We start from the raw sequence: 19956 nt of genomic DNA on the forward strand, positions 1-19956 counted from the left end.
CACAAACAGCTACGACTTGCGGCGACCAGCCCACGTCCAGGCGTACACACCGTCGTCGACAGCCTGGCCGCCCTCGCCCAGTTCGAGCGGGCGGAAGGTGTCGACCATGACGGCCAGTTCCTCGAACCGCTCCGCGCCGAGCGAGGCCTCGATCGCCGACGGCTGCGGACCGTGCGCGTACCCGCCGGGGTGCAGCGAGATCGATCCGAGCCCGATCCCGGAGCCCTTCCGCGCCTCGTAGTCGCCGCCGCAGTAGAACATCACCTCGTCGGAGTCGACGTTCGAGTGGTAGTACGGCACCGGCACCGACAGCGGGTGATAGTCGACCTTCCGCGGTACGAAGTTGCAGACCACGAAGTTGTAGCCCTCGAACACCTGGTGCACGGGCGGCGGCTGGTGCACCCGCCCGGTGATCGGCTCGAAGTCGCTCACGTTGAACGTGTACGGGTACAGACAGCCGTCCCACCCGACCACGTCGAACGGATGCGTCGCATACGTCATCCGGCTGCCGACGATCCCGCCGGCGCCGTTCCCGCGATGCTTCACCAGTACCTCGACATCCGTCCCCTCGACCACGAGCGGCTCGGTCGTGGGGTGCAGGTCGCGTTCGCAGTACGGCGAGTGCTCGAGGAACTGCCCGTACCGCGACAGGTAGCGCTTGGGCGGCGCGATGTGCGAGTTGCCCTCGATGGCGTACGCGTGCACGCCCTCCGGGCCGGGCAGCCAGCGGTGTGTGGTCGCGCGCGGGATGATCACGTAATCGCCCTGGACAGCGTTCAGTACGCCGAACACCGTCTCGACGGTCGCCGAGCCCTTCTCGACGTACACGCACTCGTCGCCGATCGCGTTCCGGTAGTACGGCGAGGGCTGCTCCGCGACGACGTACGAGATCCGGACGTCACCGTTGCCGAGGACCAGCCGCCGGTCCTCGACTGCGTTCGACTTCGAGGTGTCGGTGAAGAGATCGTGCAGCTTGAGGTGCCGCGGCGTCAGCGGGTGGTTGGGGACGGTGGCGAGATCGGGCAGGTCCCACACCTGCGAATCGACGATCGCGGACGGCACGCCGGCGTGGTACAGCAGCGACGAGTCCGATGAGAACCCCTCCTCCCCCATCAGCTCCTCGTAGTACAGCCCGCCGTCCGGTTTCCGGAACTGGGTGTGCCGCTTCGGCGGAACTTCCCCGACCTGCCGGTAGAACGCCATCAGAATTGCTCCAGAGTATCCGATAATCGAACGCGTGCGTCCGCTTACCGAAAGCATCCGTTAGGCTCTGGGCCATGTCAACCGTCCCCGCCTTGTTCCGGCACCTGGTCGACGACGCAGCCATGTTCCCGCCGGGGAACCTTCCGATGGCCCAGGCCGTCACCGCACACCGGTCCCACCTGACGTCGCCGTACGCCGACCTCGTCGGGCCGTTCGTCTGCACCGACCAGGACCTGATGGACGTGGCCGCCGAGGCGGCGCGCTCCGGCGACGGGCCGCTGCGCGTGTCGGTGGTGATCTCCGGCGGCGCCGGCGGGATCGAGCCGGCGATCCGCTGGGGCGACCGGTCGAAGGACGTCGAGGTGACCGCGGTCGAGGTCCGGCTGCGCGACGAGGACGATCTGTCCCGCAACGCGCTGCGCGTCGTCCGCGCGTGTGACGACTGCCTCGACGAGGAGACGGCGTACGTCGAGATCGGGCTCGACGGAGCGTGGGAGCGCGCGCTCGACGTGGTCGCCGACGCCGGGTACGCCGCCAAGCTGCGGACCGGTGGACTCGACGTGTCGTTGTTCCCGTCGGCGGAGCAGGTGGCGTCCTTCGTCATCGCCTGCCTGGATCGTGAGGTGGCCTTCAAGTGCACGGCCGGGCTGCACAACGCGGTCCGGCATACCGCTTCGGATACCGGGTTCGAGCATCACGGGTTCCTCAATGTGCTGCTCGCTACGCGGGCGTCGCTCGACGGCGCGGCGCACGATGAGGTGGTCTCGGTTCTGAACGAGCGGGACGGCAAGGTGCTTGCTGCTCGAGCCGGTGAGTTGACCGACGATCAGGCGATGAGTACGCGGCGGTGGTTCACGTCGTTCGGGTCGTGCAGCATCGACGAACCGCGGAACGACCTGACGACACTGGGTTTGATGGAGGGCTGATGAGCTGGATCGACATCCCGGACGGCTCGCCGTTCGGGCCGGACAACCTGCCGCTCGGCGTGTTCCGGCACGGGGACGAGGAGCCCCGGGTGGGCGCCGCGATCGGAGACCAGATCATCGACCTCGCGCCGGTCGCGTCGGCGCAGATGCTGGACGGCGCGCAACTGTTCGCCGAGCCGACACTGAACGCGTTCCTCGCGCTCGGCCGGCCCGCCTGGCGCGCGACTCGCAGTTGGTTGCTCGAGCTGGTCCGCAACGCCAACGATCGGGACACCGTCGAGCCGCATCTGATCCCGCAGTCCGCAGTCACCATGCAGCTTCCGTTCGAAGTCGCGGATTACGTCGACTTCTACGCTTCCGAGCAGCACGCGACGAACCTCGGCCGGCTCTTCCGCCCGGACTCCGAGCCGCTGCTGCCGAACTGGAAACACCTCCCGGTCGGGTACCACGGCCGGGCCGGCACGATCGTTGCCAGCGGCACCGATATCGTCAGGCCGAGCGGTCAGCGGAAGGCGCCGGACGCGGCGGCGCCGACGTTCGGGCCGTCGCAGCGGTTGGATATCGAGGTTGAGCTCGGATATGTCGTCGGCACGCCGTCGACGCTCGGAAAGCCTATCTCCGTTGACGATTTCGAGGACCATGTGTACGGCGTGGTACTCGTGAACGACTGGTCCGCGCGCGATCTGCAGGCGTGGGAGTACGTCCCGCTCGGCCCGTTCCTCGGCAAGTCCTTCGCGACGTCGATCTCGCCGTGGGTTGTCTCCCTCGACGCCCTCGCGGCATCCGCCGTACCCCTCCCGGCCCAGGACCCGCCCGTCCTTCCGTACCTGGCCGGGAAGAACCTCGTGAACTACGACATCACGTTCGAGGTGTACCTCAACGGCCACCTCGTCAGCAGCCCGCCGTACCGGGAGATCTACTGGTCCCCCGCCCAGATGCTCGCCCACATGACTGTCAACGGCGCCACCGTCCACACCGGCGACCTCTACGCCTCCGGCACCGTCAGCGGCCCCGAGAAGAACCAACGCGGCTCCTTCATCGAACTGAGCTGGGGCGGCCGCGAACCCCTCATCGTCGACGGCAAAGAACACACGTTCCTCGAAGACGGCGACGAGGTGACGATCGGGGCATGGGCAACGGCAGCCGACGGCTCCCGCCGGGGCCTCGGCGAGGTGACCGGACGGATCACGCCTGCCCACCCACACCCCACGCGGTCGGCCTGAACCACCCCCGCCTTTCCTGTGCCGATGCCGAAGGCGAGGCGAATCTTGTTCATTAGTGTTCGTTTCTCTTGACCTGTTAGCTGTTACGTGCGAACTTTCTCCGCATGAAACGTTCAGTGGGGTGTGGAGTACTGGCTGTAGCGTTGGCTGCCGGTGTGCTGAGCGTGCCCTCAGGTGCGCACGCCGCCGGCGACCTGACTCTCCGGTCGAACGAACTCACGGTCACCGTCGGGGCGGACTTCCCCCGGGTGGTCAAGTACGTCGACAACGCCTCCGGGCAGGCCCTCGGCGGCCAGCCGGACGCGATCTCGACGGTCACGATCGACGGCACCGCCCGGACCGCCCACCTCGCCAAGCCGGCGACGGTAGGGGACGGCCGCGCGTCGTACACGCTCGCCTTCGACGCCCTGCCCGGTGTCGAGCTCGACGCCAGCCTGAGCGTCGCCGGGCGGGTGACGAAGTTCGCGATCGACGCGGTCCGTGACACCGAGGCGAGTCGCGTGCACACGATCGACATCCCGAACCAGGACCTGGTCTCGGTCGCGAGCACGGACGCAGGCGCGACGACCGCCTTCACCACGCTGGACCCGGACTCGACGCGTACCGCGGACAAGATCACGCCGATCACCGCAGCCACCCCGGGCGAGACGTCCGCGACCGGTGCGGCGTACGCGTTCGTCAACACAAGCGGCCTGGCAGCGGGCATCGAGTCGAACTCGACGTACGACAAGCCTTCCGGCCAGTCGGTCGACGACGGCGCCCGGTTCTGGCACCAGGCACGCAAGGGCGCGGACGGCAGCACCCGCGTCGGCGTCTGGAGCGGCCAGTGGACCTACCGCGCCGACACCTCGCCGTACACCGAGCCGCTCCCCTGGGCGAAGGTCGTGGTGACGCCGGATGCGAACCACGACAAGACCGTCGACTGGGAGGACGGCGCGGTCGCGTTCCGCTCGATCATGGTCGAGCCGAACGGCGGCGGCCAGGTCAAGGACCGCGTGATCACGCACATCCCGTTCAACTTCGCCAGCCAGGCGACGCACCCGTTCCTGCGCACGCTCGACGACGTCAAGCGCATCTCGCTGTCGACCGACGGGCTCGGCCAGATGGCGATCCTGAAGGGGTACGCCTCCGAGGGGCATGACTCGGGTCACCCGGACTACGGCGGCAACTACAACCTCCGCGCCGGCGGGCTGACCGACCTCAACACGCTGCTCAAGCAGGGCAAGTCCTGGAACGCGGCCTTCGGCGTCCACGTGAACGCGACCGAGTCCTACCCGGAGGCGAACGCGTTCAGCGAGGACCTGGTCGACAAGACCGCCAAGGGCTGGAACTGGCTGAACCAGAGCTACTACATCAAGCAGCGCCCGGATCTTGCCTCCGGCAACATCGTGAAGCGGTTCCAGCAGCTCCGCGACGAGACCGACAAGAACCTGCAGGAGCTGTACATCGACGTCTACTACCAGTCCGGCTGGCTCGCCGACGGTCTGACCCGGCAGCTCTCCGACCAGGGCTGGCAGATCGCGACCGAGTGGGCCGACCGGCACGAGCGTACGTCGCTGTGGTCGCACTGGGCCAACGACCTCGACTACGGCGGCCCGACGAACAAGGGCCTGAACTCGCAGATCATCCGGTTCGTCCGCAATCACGAGAAGGACGTCTGGAACAGCGACCCGATCCTCGGCCAGGCCAGCATCGTCGAGTTCGAGGGCTGGACCGGCGAGACCGACTGGAACAAGTTCTACGCGAACATCTGGAAGCAGAACCTGCCGACGAAGTTCCTCCAGCAGCAGAAGATCATCGACTGGAACGCCAACGACATCACGTTCACCGGCAGCGTCCGCGGCGCGGTCGAGAACGGCAAGCGAGCCGTGTACGTCGGGAACGCGAAGGTGCTCGACGGCGACAAGTACCTGCTCCCGTGGGACAACAACAAGAAGCTCTACCACTACAACCCGACCGGCGGCCGTACGACGTGGCAGCTGCCCGCGGCGTTCGCCGGCGTCAACACCTTCACCGCGTACCAGCTCACGGACACCGGCCGCGCGAAGCCGACCACCGTCCGGGCGCACCACGGCGCGATCACGCTCGATGCGGTTGCGGGCAAGCCGTACGTCCTCTACCCGGTCGCCGCTCCGAAGCCGCGCGACGCCGCGTGGGGTGAAAGCACGCACCTCAAGGACCCCGGTTTCAACGCCGGCAACCTGACCGCCTGGAACGCCACCGGCGGCGCGACCATCGCGACCCTCGACAACGGTCAGCACGTCGCCCAGCTCGGCACGAAGGCTTCGTCTGTCAAGCAGCGGATCACCGGGCTGACGCGTGGTCGCACGTACAGCGCGTCCGCCTGGGTCGAGGTCGAGCCGGGCAAGTCCCGCCCGACCACCATCACCGTGGACGGCAGCAAGAACGTGGTGACCAGATCGACGGCGCAGAACATGGTTGCCGCCGACGACAAACACGAGGCCTACTACCAGCGCGCTCGAGTGGTGTTCGACGCGAAGGGCAGTACGGCCGACCTGTCCATCGGTGCAGCCGCTGGCGCAGCGCAGGTTCGGGTAGATGACGTGCGGGTGGCGGAGACGAAGCGACCTGCGGCAGGGCTGGTGGATGACTTCGAGAATGTCGACCAGGGCTGGGGCCCGTTCGTGAAGGGCGACGCCGGCGGGGTAACCGATCCGCGGACGGTGCTGGCGAAGGAGCACGCGCCGTACACGCAGGCCGGTTGGAACGGGAAGCTGGTCGACGATGTCCTCGACGGCGACTGGTCGCTGAAGTCGCATGAGGAGAACGCCGGTTTGGTATACCGGACCACTCCGTCGACGGTGAACTTCCAGCCGGGCCACAAGTACAAGGTCAGCTTCGACTACGAGAGCGGTCGCGCCGGCCAGTACGCGTGGGTTCAGGGCGTGGATCGTCCAGACTCGGTCGAGGTGAAGGCGACCCCGATCGGCGAGCAGCGCACGAAGGCGGCGTTCAACCAGGAGTTCGTGGCCGGATGCGGCGGTGACTATTGGGTCGGTCTGCGCAAGCTGACCGACGGCGGTGATCAGACCGACTTCATCATGGACAACTTCGCCGTCACGGATCTCGGTACGACGTCGGAGCCGGCGGACTGCACCTCGGTCGCGATCTCCGGGTTGACCGGGCTCGTCTCCGGCGAGGCGAACACCGTCACGACGACCTTCACCAACAACGATGTGGTTGCTGCCAGCAACATCACGCTCGGGCTCCAGGCGCCGGACGGCTGGACGGTCACCGCGACGACTCCGGCAACCCATGCCAGCGTGGCTGCGGGCATGACGGCGACGACCACCTGGGATGTCACGCCGCCGGCTGGTACACCAGAAGGAAAGTATGTGCTGACGGCAACGGGTGGTCAGGCAATGATCAGCGCGGAGGCGACTGTGCTCCCGCCGGGGATCGTGCCGCAGTCCCGGATCAAGGTGGCGGATGTGGACAGCGAGGACGTCGCCACCGGCGGCGCCGCAACGATGGCGCTGGACGGAAACCCCAGCACTATCTGGCATTCCGCCTGGTCCGAGGTCCCAACACCGGCTGACTTCCCGCATCACATGACGCTCGACCTCGGGTCGACGTACAGCGTGAACGGGTTCAGCTATCTGCCCCGGCAGAGCGGGACGAACGGGATGTTCAAGGGCTACGAGATCTATGTGAGTGCCGATGGTCAGGACTGGGGTACGCCGGTTGCGACCGGGCAGTTCCCGAACTCCATCGCCGCACAGCGTGTCGACTTCACCGCCAAGCCAGGGCGGTATGTGAAGTTCGTCGGCACGAGCTCGTTGAACGGCGCAGTCTTCGGATCGGCCGCCGAGTTCAACGTGTACGGCACGCATTGAGAAACGGCGCCACTCCCCGCCCCTTGGGGAGTGGCGCCGTTTCGCGTCCTACTTGGTGATGGTCACCGAGGCCGCAGCGGAGGCGGTGTTCGCCGCGACGACGCGGAACTTGTTCACGCCGACGCGGCCGCTCTGCACCCAGACCGAGTAGGTGGCCTTGCTGGTCACCTTGGTGGTGGCCGGGAAGTTGACCCACTTGCCGTTCTCGAGCCGCTGCACCTGGACCACGGTGTTCTTCGCGATACCGCTGGTCTTGCCGGTGAACGAGACCTTCGCCCACGCCTTCGCGGTGGTCTTGTCCGACTTGATCGTGATCGACTTCGCCGCGACCGACGCGCTCGCCACGGTGGTGTGCGTCGTGGCGGCGTTGGCCTGCAGGGCGCCGGTGATGCCGAGTCCCCCACCGGCAAGTGCGAGACCGGCGACGACGGCAGCGGTACGGCGAATCAACTGAGTACGCATGATGTTCTGGTTTCCCCTCGTTTTGTTGGTGTTACGGAGGAGAAGACGCGACGGCGGCGGCAAAGGTTGAAGAGTTGTGTTACGACTGCGTCTCAGGTTCGGCCGGCAGTACGAGCCGCGCGAGCGCGCCGCCACCCGGCGCCTCGCCGAAGGTCAGATCGGCGCCGAGCACCTTCGCGTGGCCGGCAGCGATCGTCAGCCCGAGGCCGTGCCCGACACCGCGCTCGGCCATCCCGGACCGGAACCGACGCGGGCCCTCGGCAATCAACTCCTCCGGGTAACCGTTGCCGTGGTCAACCACCTCGACGGTCCGGCCGCTGACCGTCACCTCGACCGGCGGCTTGCCGTGCCGTAGCCCGTTGACGATCAGGTTGGCCAGGATCCGCTCGATCCGGCGCGAATCGGTCGACACTGTCTGGTCCGGCCCGAGCAGGTGAACGATGACACTGTCCGGCGCCAGCGCTTGCTGCATCCGCAGCCGGGCTACAGCCGATCCGACAAAGGCGCCGAGTCCGACCAGCTCCAGGTCGGCCTGCTCGACACCCGAGTCGAAGCGCGCGATCTCGAGCAGGTCCTCGACCAGTCGCCGCAGCACCTTGGCCCGGTCGCGAACCAGCTCGCTAGGTCGCCCCGGCGGCAGCAGCTCGGCTGCAGTGGTCAGCCCGGTCACCGGCGTACGAAGGTCATGTGCGACGTCCGCGGTGAACCGGCGCTCGGCCTCGAGCTGGCCGCGCAAGGAACTGGCCATCGTGTCGATCGCGGTCGCCAGCGACTGCACCTCATCCTTGCCCTTGCCAACGGCCTGCGCAGCCGACGCGTCCAGATCACCGGCGGCGATGCGCCGCGCCGTACCGGCCACCGCAACGATCCGCTTGGACAGGCTGCCCGCCAGGATCACGCTGACCAGGGCGACCAGCGCGACCGTGCCGATACCGCCGAGCAGCAACGCCTGCTGCAACGCCTTCATCGAGTCGTCGCTGGTCTCGTAGTCCTGCTCGATCGAGAGGATCTTGCCGTCCTTGACCGCGACCGCCGCCCACATCTTCGCGTGCGGCGACCCGGTCTTGAACGTGGCCCGCTTGCCCTCGAGCACGGCGTCGCGCAGCTGCGGCGGCAGCTCCGGATCGTCCACCTTCGCCCCGAACACCGGTACGTCGTTGGTGTCGTAGCTCTGCGCCGCGAGCTGGATCCGCTCGTCCGCGAAACTGCGCGTGCGGTCCAGCCGGGCCGACTGGGCCTGGGTGTAGACCGCGACGCACAGTACGAGGATCGCGAGCGCGGAGACCAGCAGGAAGATGAGACCGAGCTTGCCGCGCAGTCCCATCAACTACGCACGCAACTTGTACCCGAAGCCGCGGACGGTTTCGATGCGGTCGGCACCGATCTTGGTCCGCAGCCGCTGCAGGTGTACGTCGACCAGCCGGCCGTCGCCGCCCCACTCGTAGTCCCAGACCCGCTGCAGCAGGGTCGAGCGGCTCAGCACCACGCCGGGGTTGTTGGCGAACTCGATCAGCAGCTTGAGCTCGGTCGGCGTCAACTGGACGGTCGCGCCGCTGCGGCGGACCTCCAGGGCCTCCCGGTCCAGCTCGAGGTCGCCGAACGACTCGACGCCGGAGCCGGCCGCCGGCGCCGGACGCTCAGGATCGGAGACCGCCCGCCGCATCACCGCCCGCAGCCGCGCCACCAGCACCTGGGTGTCGAAGGGTTTGGTCACATAGTCGTCGGCGCCTGCTTCCAGACCGAGTACGACGTCGAGCGCGTCACCGCGGGCCGAGACCATCACGATCGGGACCGTGCTGGTCTCGCGGACCCGTCGGCAGACCGAGATGCCGTCCAGGCCGGGCAGCATGATGTCGAGCATCACGACGTCCGGGTGGATCTTCTCGAATCGCTCGATCGCCTCCAGGCCGTCCTCGGCCGTGGTGACGTCGTAGCCGTGCCGTTCGAGGGTCAACTGGGTCGCCTCACGGATCACCGCGTCGTCCTCGACCATGAGAATGCGCGCTGCCGGTTCTTCCGGTACCACCGAACTTCAGTCTCCCTACTGGTTCGCCGAGCTCACCTTGGTCATCTGCCGACCGTTCCAACGGTAGACCTCGACCCGTCGGCCCGACGGGCAGCAGACCGGGTCGTTGATCGTGAAGATCTTCGACTCGACCACCAGGTTCCCGTCGGGGCTGGCAGTCACGGTCGGTTGCTCGACGTTCAGGTTCCAGATCGGTCGCGGGCCCGAGGGCTCGACGGCGATCAGGAAGATACCGAAGACGAACTTCTCCAGGGTGTGGATCAGAACGATCTGCTGAGGTGTACCGCTGTGCAATACATCAACGGTCTTACCCCTGCTGAGGCAACGCGAAATCACCGTGCAATTCGAAAGGACTGTCCGGGCGTAGCTGGACAGGTGCCGATCGGCGAGCAGTCTGACCCGGACCTTGGCCAGGTCGACGGCCACCTCGGGGGTCTTCTCCGGGTGCGGCTGAGTGGTGCCGAAGGCAACCGACGGCGTCGGGCTCGGCGGCGGTGACTCGGGGCCCTCGACCCGCAGTCCGCCGCCGTTCGCGCAGGCAGAGAGCGTGATCGTCCCGACCAGAGCAGCTACGGCAGGCAGCACGGTACGGCGCCACAGACCCATCGGGCGCCTCCTACCCTGCATCCAGTCCCCCCGCGAATTCAGCTAAGTACCTTCCATAGTGTCGGCCGGACGTCACATTCGACGGGCATGGACGTCGAATGGCCTCGACAGTTCTATTGCGGTTGGATCACAACCTCACTCGGCAACGATCTTGCCCGGATTGAGCAGGTTTTTCGGGTCCAGCGCGTTCTTGATCGCCCGGTGGACGTCCAGCGAGACCGGCCCCACTTCCTCGGCCAGCCAGGCGCGCTTCAGTACGCCGACACCGTGCTCGCCGGTGATCGTCCCGCCGAGCTCGAGCCCGATCTCCATCACCCGGTCGAACGCCTCCTGCGCGCGCCTGGCCTGGTCCGGATCGGTCTGGTCGAACACCACGGTCGGGTGCATGTTGCCGTCGCCGGCGTGCCCGAGCACGCCGATGGTGATGTCCAGCTCGGCCGACAGTTGCTCGAGGCGGCCGATGAACTCCGCCAGCCGCGACCGCGGTACGGCGACGTCGTCGATCATCGTCGTACCGAGCTCCTCCAACGCCGTCAGCGCGACCCGGCGTCCTTCGAGCAGCAGCTCGCCCTCGGCGTCGTCCTCGGCCTCGATGCACTCGAGCGCGCCGTTGTCGCGGCACAGCTTCGCGACCGTGGCCACGTCGGCGGCGCCGGCCTCACCGCCCGCGTCGGACTGCGCGATCAGCATCGCGCCGGCCTCCTCCGGGAGGTCCATCCGCTTGTACTTGTTGACCGCCTGGATCGTGGTCCGGTCCATGATCTCCAGCAGGCTGAGCGACACGCCGCTGCGGATGATCTCGAGGATCGCGTTGCCGGCCTCGACACCGTCGGCGAACAGCGCCGCCATCGTCCGCGGCTTGGCGGCCGCCGGGCGGAGCGCGAGCGTCGCCTCGGTGATGATGCCGAGCGTGCCCTCGCTGCCGACGATCAGCTTGGCCAGGTCGTACCCGGCGACGCCCTTGACGGTCTTGCGGCCGGTCCGCAGGATGCGTCCGTCCGCGAGCACGACCTCCAGACCCAGCACGTAGTCCGTAGTCACGCCGTACTTGACGCAGCACAGGCCGCCCGAGTTCGTGGACAGGTTGCCGCCGATCGAGCAGAACTCCCAGCTGGACGGGTCCGGCGGGTAGAACAGTCCGTGCTCGGCCACGGCGCGGGACAGTACGGCGTTGTAGACGCCCGGCTGCGTGACGACGTACCGATCGACCGGCTCGATGGCCAGGATCTTGTCCATCTTCTCCAGCGAGATGACGATGCAGCCGTCGAGCGCGTTGGCGGCGCCGGACAGGCCGGACCGCGCGCCCTGCGGCACGATCGGTACGCCGGCCTCGGCCGCGATACGCACCGCCGCCTGCACGTGCGCGGTCTCCCGCGCCAGCACGACGGCGAGCGGCATCCCGGCCGGGCAGAACATCGCCCGGTCGTACCGGTAGCTCTCCATCCGGTCCGGATCGGTGACCAACGCCTCGGGCGGCAGGACCTGACGCAACTGCTCGACGACCTCACTCATACCGTCGAGCCTAGTAACTACTGCGCGGTACTGCGCGCCCCTGTCCATGTCCGCATCAGGACACAGCAGGACACAGCAGGACACAGACCGTTCAGCGGGTGCGTTTGGTGGCGTTCTCCGAGATCTCCTCGTAGCCGCCGCCGTAGTTGTGGTACTCGCGGCCGATCGCGGCGAACGTGATACCGCTGCCGCCTTTGATCTTCGGTGTCCGGCAGGTGCGCTGCCCCGCGATCACCGAACCGTTGCCGCCGCTGCTGTCACAGCTGAGCACCCGGCCGTTGTTGCCGCCGCCGTACTGCACCACGAAGGCGTTGGCCTTCGCATTGGCCACCACCGGCGACGCCATGCTGATCTCGGCCCAGTACTGCGAGCAGTTGTCCCGGACCAACCGGACAGTGCCCCAACTGGGTGGTTTGTGGTCGCGCAGCATCGGTGCCGACGCGATGGATCTCGCACCTGAACAGGTGGCCGTTTCGGCCGCCTGGGCCGGCGCTGCGGCGGCGAAGGTGAGCACGCCGACTCCGGCCAGTCCTGCGGTGCTGAGCAGAATGCCCAGTGTCTTCATGACGAAACCCTTCCTGAGTGCACGCCCCGACGCACACTCAGGAAGGCACACTACGCGAACGGAGCTTGCCCCAACAGTCATTCCGGTAATCGGACGGCGACACGCCGTGGTCAGTTGCATCTGGCAAGCTTCTCGGCGTGCCGGCCGTGGCTCAGAGGTTGCCGCGTCGCTCTTGTTCGCGCTCGATCGCCTCGAACAGCGCCTTGAAGTTGCCCTTGCCGAAGCCGAGCGAGCCGTGCCGCTCGATCAGTTCGTAGAAGACCGTCGGGCGGTCGCCGATCGGGGCGGTGAAGATCTGCAGCAGGTAGCCGTCCTCGTCCCGGTCGACCAGGATGCCGCGGGACTGCAGCTCCTCGATCGGCACGCGGACGTTGCCGATCCGGGACCGCAGCTCCGGATCCTCGTAGTACGAGTCGGGGGTGTTGAGAAACTCGACGCCGTTGGCGCGCATGATGTCGACGGTGCGCAGGATGTCGTTGGTGGCGAGTGCGATGTGCTGCGCGCCGGCGCCGTCGTAGAACTCCAGGAACTCGTCGATCTGCGACTTCTTCTTCGCCACCGCCGGCTCGTTCAGCGGGAACTTCACCCGGTGGTTGCCGTTGGCGACGACCTTGCTCATCAGCGCCGAGTAGTCGGTGGCGATGTCGTCACCGATGAACTCGGCCATGTTCACGAAGCCCATGACTTTGTTGTAGAAGGCAACCCACTCGTCCATCTTGCCGAGCTCGACGTTGCCGACGACGTGGTCGACCGCTTGGAACAGCCGCTTCGGGTGCCCCTCGGGACGGGTCACCTGGGTGGTCGCGGCGACGAAGCCGGGCAGGTACGGGCCGTCGTACTTGCTGCGGTCGATCAGCGTGTGCCGGGTGTCGCCGTACGCCGAAATCGCCGCGCGACGGATCGTGCCGTGCTCGTCGGTGACGTCGTTCGGCTCCTCGAGGACGACAGCGCCGACCTTGCGGGCGTGCTCGATGCACTTGTCCACGTCCGGGACCTCGAGGGAGAGGTCGGAGACGCCGTCACCGTGCCTGCGGTGGTGGTCGAGCAGCGGGCTCTTCGGGCTCACGCCGCCGGAGATGACGAAGCGGCCGGAGCCGGACTTGAGGACGTACGACTTGCTGTCCTTGCTGCCGGTCTCGGGACCGGAGTACGCGACCAGGTCCATGCCGAACGCGAGCTGGTACCACTTCGCGGTCTGGGTGGCGTTGCCGACCACGAACACCACGGCGTCCATCGCGGTGACCGGGAACGGGTCGGTGCTCTCGTCGTACGGCACCAGGCCGACGAGCTGCTTGAGCTGGTCGAGGTCGAGATCGGCGTCGAGCTCTGCGGGGGTGAGGTCGGTGCTGGTCATCGGGGTCCTCCCGGGTCGGGTACGTGCACCGAGCCTCGCGGGATGGTGACAGGTTGTGCAACTGTTCGTTATTTCACTGCACAAGCTGTGCAGTCATATGGTGGAGTTGCTAGGCTATTTGGTCAGTCTGACTATTGACGGAGGATGGCCATGTCAGTGGATGCGCTGGACGGCCGGATCCTGCGGTTGTTCGCGGCCGAGCCGCGGGTCGGGGTGCTCGAGGCGTCGCGGCGGCTGGGGGTTGCGCGGGGCACTGTCCAGGCGCGGCTGGACCGGTTGCAGCGTGACGGCGTGGTGCGCGGGTGGGGGCCGGACATCGACACGACCGCGATCGGATATCCGGTGACGGCGTTCGCGACGCTGCAGATCGAGCAGGGGTCGGGTCACACGACGGTCGCCGAGGCGCTGGCGCGGATCCCCGAAGTACTCGAGGTCCACACGATCACCGGCGCCGAGGACCTGTGGTGCCGCATCGTCGCCCGCTCCAACGCAGACCTCCAACGCGTGATCGACCAGGTAGTCATCGTCCGAGGCATCCAAAGAGCGTCCACGGTGATCGCCCTCGCCGAACAAATCCCCCACCGAGTACTCCCCTTGGTGGAAGCAGCCACCAAGAACTAGGCGAGGCGCTTGGCTACTTCTACTGCGGCTCGGGCTACTCGGGGGCCTACGAAGTCTCGGTCGAGTTTGCCGAGGACGACCACGCCGATGGAGGCCTCCACGCCTGGGACGCCGAGGACCGGGGAGGAGACGCCTTGGGCGCCGGCTTGGAGCTCGCCTGAGGTGACTACGAAGGGGCGGCCGGCGGGGTCGGGCTTGCGGCGGCCGGCGAGGATTGCCTTGCCGGCGGCGCCCTGGTCGAGCGCGTGGCGGGAACCCATCCGATAAGACACGTGGAAGTCGGTCCAGCTGGGCTCGATGACGGCGATCGCGAGCGCCTCTTCACCGTCCGCGACCGTCAGGTGCGCGGTCGCACCGGTGTCCTCCGCCAGTGAACGCAGTACCGGAAGGGCAGCGTCACGCAGCGTCGGCTGCACGCGACGGCTGTAGTGCAGTACGGCGAGACCGAGCCGCGCCCGTCCCTCGCTGTCACGACGCACCAGCCGATGCAGCTCGAGCGTGTTCACCAGGCGGTAGACGACCGTCCGGCTGACCCCGAGCGCGGCGGCCAGTTCGGTGATCGACAGGCCGTCCGGCGCGTCCGCGAGCAACTCGAGGACGGTCAGTCCTCGGTCGAGCGTCTGCGAAGTCTCGGCGGGCACCTAGAAAGAGTATCCGTTATTCGGGCGCGGACCGATGGCCCCGTATCTTGCTGCCGTGCGAAATTACTGGTCGCTGCTCCCCGCCGTCCTCGTGGCCGTGGTGCTGATCCTGGTCTACGCCATTCCGACCCTGATCAATCCGCAGTGGACGAGCTCGATCATGGCCCTGTTCCGCACCGCGCCGATCCCCGCCGACGCGACCCCGGAGGAGGCCCGGCGCGCGGCCGGCGTACTCGGTCCGCAGCAGCTGAAGAGCCGCCGGATGCTCGCGATCGCGCTGGTCGTCGGTGCGCTGATCCTGGTCGGCTTCAACATCTCGTTCAACCGCGAGGCGGTCGGCTGCTACAAGGCCGCGCGGGCGTTCGGCGCGATCGACGGCCCGGGCGCGAAGGATCCGTGCGTCGACATGGTCTTCGGCACCTTCCTCGGCGACGGCAAGGGCCCGACCACGGAGAAGACCCCGCAGCCGGTGCAGTACTACCAGCTGATCAAGGGCAAGAAGCCGGCGTACCTGAAGTGGATCCAGAACGCGCCGAAGTACGACGAGGGCGACATGCTGATCGGGACCGGCATCTCCTGCGCGAGTGATCTGCGGGTCGACGAGCAGGAGGACAAGGTGGTGGTGTCCGTCGACGTCGACACCCCGTGTCCGCCGGAGGACAACGCCTCGCTGACCGCGTTCAAGCTGAAGAAGCCGCTGGGCGATCGCAAGATGGTGACCGTCGGCGACAAGCCGATGACCGAGATCAACCCGGACCTGGACTCCTGGTTCACCGTCCTGAAGAAGCTCGCCACCGGCGGCTGATCAGCTCAACGCGCGGGTCTGCGAGTCGTAGACCCGGAACGGCCGGTTCCGCGCGAGCAGGATGAACAGGCCGGTGATGCAGACCGCGGCGCCGCCGAGCAGCGCGATCGTGGGGCTGGTCAACGACGCCGTCGTACCAGCGACGAAGTCTCCGAGCCGCGGCCCACCGGCCACGACGACGATGAAGACTCCCTGCAGCCGCCCGCGCATCGCATCCGGCGCCGCTGACTGCAGCACGGTGTTCCGGTACGCCGAACTCACCATGTCGGCCGCACCGGACATCGCGAGCAACGCCACCCCCAGCCAGATCGTCCGCGACAACCCGAACAGCCCGACGGCCGCGGCGTACGCCGTGATCGCCAGCACGATCGCCACGCCCTGCCGACGTACCCGGGTCACCCAGCCGGAGAAGATCACCCCGATCAGCGCCCCGATCGCCGGCGCGGCCTGCAGCAACCCGACCGTCCGTACTCCGCCGCCGAAGAACGCACCCGCCACCGCCGGGAACAACGCCCGCGGCTGCGCGAACACCATCGCGAGGATGTCCGCGAGGAACGTCGCGAGCAGCGCCGGCGCCGCCCGCAGGAACGTGAACCCCTCGAGCACCGACCGCAGCCCGGCCCGCCGGATCGCGCCGGTCGGCGGCACCGCCGGCAACCGGAACAGCGCGTAGAGCGCCGCGGTGAACGTGATCACGTCGACCAGGTACGCCGCCGCGAACCCGTGCCAGGCGATCACCGCCGCGCCGAGCAGCGGCCCGGCGGTGAAGCCCAGGTTGAACGCGGCCTGGCTGAGCGTGTTCGCGGCCGGCAGCAACTCGGGGCGGATCAGCCGCGGGATGATCGCGGACCGCGCCGGGTTGTTGACCGCGAAGCACGCCGACTGGCAGGCCACGACGGCGTACAGCACCCACACCTTGCCCCAGTCGAGATGCGACTGCAGCACGAGGACCATCGACAGCAGCCACAGTCCGGCCGACGAGACGAGCGAGAGGATGCGCCGGTCGATCGCGTCGGCCATCGCCCCGCCGTACAGCCCGAAGACGACCAGCGGGACCAGCGAGAACAACCCGACGAGCCCGACCGAGAACGTCGAATGCGTGATCGCGTACACCTGGATCGACACGGTCACCGCGGTCATCTGCTGACCGAGCTGCGACACCGTCGACCCGACCCACAACCGCCGGAAATCGGCTGACTCACGCAACGGACGGATGTCGGTGAGCAGACGCACAACGACAACTTATGTCACCACGTGAAAGATTAAACAGTCGGGAACAGCTCGTGCTCCAGCGGTGCGCCGACGGTCAGCCCGAGGCCGTCGGTGACCACGTGGCCGACACCGGTGTACGTCGCCTCGGCGTCGAAGTAGATGTTGACGTGCGCGATCCGCGGGTCGTCGGTGAGGTTCGGCGTCGCCGAGTGCGCGAGGTACGCGTTGTGGAAGGTGCAGTCGCCGGCCTGCAGCGGGATCGTCAGCCGCTCCTCCCAGCGCAGGTCGGGCGCGGCGCGGAACAGGTCGTCGCGGTCGGACAGGTCCTGACTGCGCAGGTTCTGGTGGTTCTGCGAGCCGGGGATGAACGTCATGCACCCTCGCTCGACCGGTACGTCGACCAGCGCGATCCACGCCGACAACGAGGCGCGCGAGCCGGCATGCGGCCAGTACGGCGCGTCCTGGTGGAACTCGGTCGCGGCGCCGTTGTGCGGCGGCTTGATCAGCACCTGGTCGTGCCAGATCCGCAACGGTACGCCGGCCAACGCGGTCGCCGCCGCGGCGAGTCGAGGGTCGAGGGTGAGCTCACGCAGTACGTCGTTCTGACGCCAGACGTTGACGTACTGGTTGAAGATCTTCGACTCCTTGAACAGGTCGTCGACGTTCTCGGTCGCGGCGACGGCGGCCTCCGCGAACCGGGCTGCTTCCTCGCGGCCGATGATGTTCTTGATCCGGACCACGCCGTCGCGGCGATAGGCGGAAATCGTCTCTTCGTCGAGGGTGAGCGGTGTCGTAGGCTCGGTCGTGGTCATCGGATCGCTCCTGGATTCCGTTGATGGGAAGGTGGTTCCAGGCTCGCTGTTCGCAGCTGCTGTGGACAGGCAGTGGTTGACCAGGACTTGACTGATCTTGACCTCCTGGAGGCGGTCGTGCACAACGTGCTGAGCAGCGAGGTCTTCCCGGACCCGCGGCTGCCGGTCGCGGGCGAGCGACTCGAGCTGGTCGCGGACGTCGCCGTACACAGCCACGCGTTCTTCGAGATCGCGGTCGTAGTCGCGGGGCGAGGTGTGCATGTGTCGGCCGCCGGGGAGGTCGAGTTGGGGCCGGACTCGGTGGTCGTACTTCGGCCCGGCGAGTGGCACGGGTACGTCGAATGCGCCGGGCTGGTGGTCCGGAACGCCTACCTGGGACCGGACGTGTTCGGACTGCTGTCCGGCGCGCTCGTTCCAGGCGCCGGCAGGCAGGCGCCTGCGCATCCGGCGGTGCAGCACGCCATGCGGCTGCTGGAGGCTGACCTGGCCGAACCTTGGACTCTCGAACAGTTGGGCGCGCGCGTCAACCTCGCGCCCGGGTACTTGATTCGGCTCTTCGGCAAGTCCGTCGGCATGTCCCCGATGGCCTACCTGAACCGCATCCGCGCCGAGCGCGCCGCCGGCCTCCTGATCGAGACCGAGCTACCGGTCGCGACCATCGGCGCCACGGTCGGCTGGCACGACCCGAGCCACGCGACCAGAAGATTCCGCTCAACATTCGGACTGAGTCCATCCCAGTACAGGTCCGCTTTCAGACCGTAAGCAAAGATGTGCTCATGACGTCGTCGCTGCAAACGCCTGACCCGAATCCCGGCTGGCTGTCCGAGTTCGCGCTCGCCGAGACCCGTACGCGGGTCCCGATCCTGTACGTCGAGGCCGTCCCGGCTCGGGTCGACGCCCTGGGCCAGATCGAGCACATCGGCGTACTGCTGCGGACCTCGGCCGCGACCGGTGAGATCATCCGCACGCTGGTCTCCGGCCGGGTCATGCACAACGAGTCGATCCGCGACGCGCTGCAGCGCAACATCGAGAAGGACCTCGGCCCGGCCGCGTTCCCCCGCCTGCCCGCGACGCTCGTGCCGGTCACGGTCGCGGAGTACTTCCCGTTCCCCGGCGTGACGCCGCTGCACGACCCGCGCCAGCACGCGGTCGCCCTGGTGTACGTCGTCCCGGTGACCGGCGAGTGCAACCCGCGCCAGGACGCCCTCGAGCTCACCTGGCTCACCCCCGAGGAAGCCCTGGCCCCGAGCCTCCTGAACGACCTCGAGGGCGGCCGCGGTCAACTCCTCAAACAGGCCCTCGCCTGGTCCGGCGCCATCGTCTGACGCCCAGCCGGACGCGAGCCGCGCGCCGGCGGCGATCCGCTTCGCCGGCGCCCGGCTGCGGCGTGGGCTACCAGGCGAGGCGGCCTTCTTCGGCATACACCTGCCCCGTAGGCCCGTCGGCACCCAGCGTCGCGAGCCCGACGGCGACCGCCGCGCCCTGCGCCGGCGTACGCGCCGCACTCCACCCACCCATGTCGGTGGCGCAGTTCCCCGGGTCCGCGCCGTTGACCAGGATGCCCGTGCCGCGGAGCTCGTTGGCGAGCATGACCGTGACCATGTTCACCGCCGCCTTCGACGAGTTGTAGCCGAGCGTCAGCACCGTCGACATCCGCGACTCCGGATCCCCGACCTGCTCGAACGACGCCAGCGACGTGGACAGGTTCACGATCCGAGCATCCGCGGTCAGCAGCGGCAGGAACGCCTGCGTCACCCGCACCAACCCGAGCACATTCGTCTCGATCGCCTCCCGCAGTACGCCGTCCCCGATCCGCGACACCGCATCGTCCCCCTCCGGGATGATCGCCGCGTTGTTGATCAACACATCCAGCCGCCCGTACGCCGCCCCGACCCGCTCGGCCGACGCTCGCACCGACGCCTCGTCCGTGACCTCCAGCTGGATCCCGACCGCATCGAGGCCCTCGGCAACCAACTCCTTCACCGCGACCTCGCCGCGCGCGACGTCCCGTGACCCGACCAGCACGGTGAATCCGGCCTGCCCGAGCTGCCGCGCGATCTCCTTGCCGATGCCCTTGTTGGCGCCCGTGACGAGCGCGATCTTGTTCGTGTTCATGCCGTCCACGTTCGGG

General features: G+C 67.8%; 19 protein-coding genes. 7 read left to right on the forward strand and 12 right to left on the reverse strand.

What is annotated here, in order from left to right:
* Window positions 1-9: 9 nt before the first annotated feature.
* Entirely contained in the window at window positions 10-1203 is a 1194-nt protein-coding gene (locus ACFWUU_RS06965; RefSeq protein ID WP_380173404.1) for a homogentisate 1,2-dioxygenase, read from the reverse strand.
* Between the two features lie 74 nt (window positions 1204-1277).
* On the opposite strand from ACFWUU_RS06965, the gene ACFWUU_RS06970 reads away from it, so the two are divergent.
* From ACFWUU_RS06970 to ACFWUU_RS06980, 3 genes are all read left to right on the forward strand, one after another.
* Window positions 1278-2129, forward strand: a complete 852-nt coding sequence (locus tag ACFWUU_RS06970; RefSeq protein WP_137253228.1) for a hypothetical protein — start codon at window positions 1278-1280, stop codon at window positions 2127-2129.
* Window positions 2129-3352 (forward strand): fumarylacetoacetase, encoded by a 1224-nt coding sequence (fahA, locus tag ACFWUU_RS06975; RefSeq protein ID WP_380173405.1) that lies wholly within the window; start codon window positions 2129-2131, stop codon window positions 3350-3352. The genes ACFWUU_RS06970 and fahA overlap by 1 nt, the downstream gene beginning before the upstream one ends.
* A gap of 104 nt (window positions 3353-3456) precedes the next feature.
* Complete coding sequence (locus ACFWUU_RS06980; RefSeq protein ID WP_380173407.1) at window positions 3457-7209, forward strand: endo-alpha-N-acetylgalactosaminidase family protein; 3753 nt, start codon at window positions 3457-3459, stop codon at window positions 7207-7209.
* A 48-nt stretch (window positions 7210-7257) separates the two neighbouring features.
* Here ACFWUU_RS06980 and ACFWUU_RS06985 read toward each other — a convergent pair whose 3' ends face one another.
* The 7 genes from ACFWUU_RS06985 to hppD all read right to left on the reverse strand — a co-directional run bounded on the left by ACFWUU_RS06985 (window position 7258) and on the right by hppD (window position 13734).
* On the reverse strand, window positions 7258-7671 hold the full coding sequence (locus ACFWUU_RS06985) for a hypothetical protein (protein ID WP_380173409.1): 414 nt from the start codon (window positions 7669-7671) through the stop codon (window positions 7258-7260).
* A 79-nt stretch (window positions 7672-7750) separates the two neighbouring features.
* Entirely contained in the window at window positions 7751-8995 is a 1245-nt protein-coding gene (locus tag ACFWUU_RS06990; RefSeq protein WP_371407777.1) for an ATP-binding protein, read from the reverse strand.
* 3 nt (window positions 8996-8998) lie between these two features.
* A complete protein-coding gene (gene cseB / locus ACFWUU_RS06995; protein WP_137253224.1) occupies window positions 8999-9697 on the reverse strand; it encodes a two-component system response regulator CseB in 699 nt (232 codons plus the stop codon).
* Between the two features lie 15 nt (window positions 9698-9712).
* Window positions 9713-10303 carry an LppP/LprE family lipoprotein gene (locus tag ACFWUU_RS07000; protein ID WP_233714569.1) on the reverse strand — a complete coding sequence of 197 codons (591 nt, stop codon included), beginning with the start codon at window positions 10301-10303 and terminating at the stop codon, window positions 9713-9715.
* A 135-nt stretch (window positions 10304-10438) separates the two neighbouring features.
* Window positions 10439-11815 (reverse strand): FAD-binding oxidoreductase, encoded by a 1377-nt coding sequence (locus tag ACFWUU_RS07005; protein WP_380173411.1) that lies wholly within the window; start codon window positions 11813-11815, stop codon window positions 10439-10441.
* 91 nt (window positions 11816-11906) lie between these two features.
* Complete coding sequence (locus ACFWUU_RS07010) at window positions 11907-12380, reverse strand: hypothetical protein (protein WP_380173413.1); 474 nt, start codon at window positions 12378-12380, stop codon at window positions 11907-11909.
* 151 nt (window positions 12381-12531) lie between these two features.
* Window positions 12532-13734 (reverse strand): 4-hydroxyphenylpyruvate dioxygenase, encoded by a 1203-nt coding sequence (gene hppD / locus ACFWUU_RS07015; RefSeq protein WP_380173415.1) that lies wholly within the window; start codon window positions 13732-13734, stop codon window positions 12532-12534.
* Between the two features lie 150 nt (window positions 13735-13884).
* Between hppD and ACFWUU_RS07020 the strand changes: the two genes are divergently transcribed.
* Entirely contained in the window at window positions 13885-14355 is a 471-nt protein-coding gene (locus ACFWUU_RS07020) for an Lrp/AsnC family transcriptional regulator (RefSeq protein ID WP_137253220.1), read from the forward strand.
* Here ACFWUU_RS07020 and ACFWUU_RS07025 read toward each other — a convergent pair.
* Entirely contained in the window at window positions 14352-14996 is a 645-nt protein-coding gene (locus tag ACFWUU_RS07025; protein ID WP_130444922.1) for an IclR family transcriptional regulator, read from the reverse strand. The two genes, ACFWUU_RS07020 and ACFWUU_RS07025, sit on opposite strands and share 4 nt — an antisense overlap.
* A gap of 55 nt (window positions 14997-15051) precedes the next feature.
* Between ACFWUU_RS07025 and ACFWUU_RS07030 the strand changes: the two genes are divergently transcribed.
* Window positions 15052-15801, forward strand: coding sequence for a hypothetical protein (locus ACFWUU_RS07030; RefSeq protein ID WP_380173417.1), 750 nt, complete (start codon window positions 15052-15054; stop codon window positions 15799-15801).
* Here ACFWUU_RS07030 and ACFWUU_RS07035 read toward each other — a convergent pair whose 3' ends face one another.
* A complete protein-coding gene (locus ACFWUU_RS07035) occupies window positions 15802-17034 on the reverse strand; it encodes an MFS transporter (RefSeq protein WP_137253218.1) in 1233 nt (410 codons plus the stop codon).
* Between the two features lie 29 nt (window positions 17035-17063).
* A complete protein-coding gene (locus ACFWUU_RS07040; protein ID WP_380173419.1) occupies window positions 17064-17825 on the reverse strand; it encodes a phytanoyl-CoA dioxygenase family protein in 762 nt (253 codons plus the stop codon).
* Between the two features lie 87 nt (window positions 17826-17912).
* On the opposite strand from ACFWUU_RS07040, the gene ACFWUU_RS07045 reads away from it, so the two are divergent.
* Window positions 17913-18587 (forward strand): AraC family transcriptional regulator, encoded by a 675-nt coding sequence (locus tag ACFWUU_RS07045; protein ID WP_170989608.1) that lies wholly within the window; start codon window positions 17913-17915, stop codon window positions 18585-18587.
* Window positions 18588-18601: 14 nt separating this feature from the next.
* On the forward strand, window positions 18602-19150 hold the full coding sequence (locus ACFWUU_RS07050) for an NUDIX hydrolase family protein (RefSeq protein ID WP_134104901.1): 549 nt from the start codon (window positions 18602-18604) through the stop codon (window positions 19148-19150).
* Between the two features lie 67 nt (window positions 19151-19217).
* Here ACFWUU_RS07050 and ACFWUU_RS07055 read toward each other — a convergent pair whose 3' ends face one another.
* Window positions 19218-19940, reverse strand: coding sequence for an SDR family oxidoreductase (locus tag ACFWUU_RS07055; RefSeq protein ID WP_380173421.1), 723 nt, complete (start codon window positions 19938-19940; stop codon window positions 19218-19220).
* Window positions 19941-19956: the final 16 nt, after the last annotated feature.

The sequence above is a fragment of the Kribbella sp. NPDC058693 genome, assembly GCF_042715335.1.
Lineage (GTDB): Bacteria > Actinomycetota > Actinomycetes > Propionibacteriales > Kribbellaceae > Kribbella > Kribbella jiaozuonensis.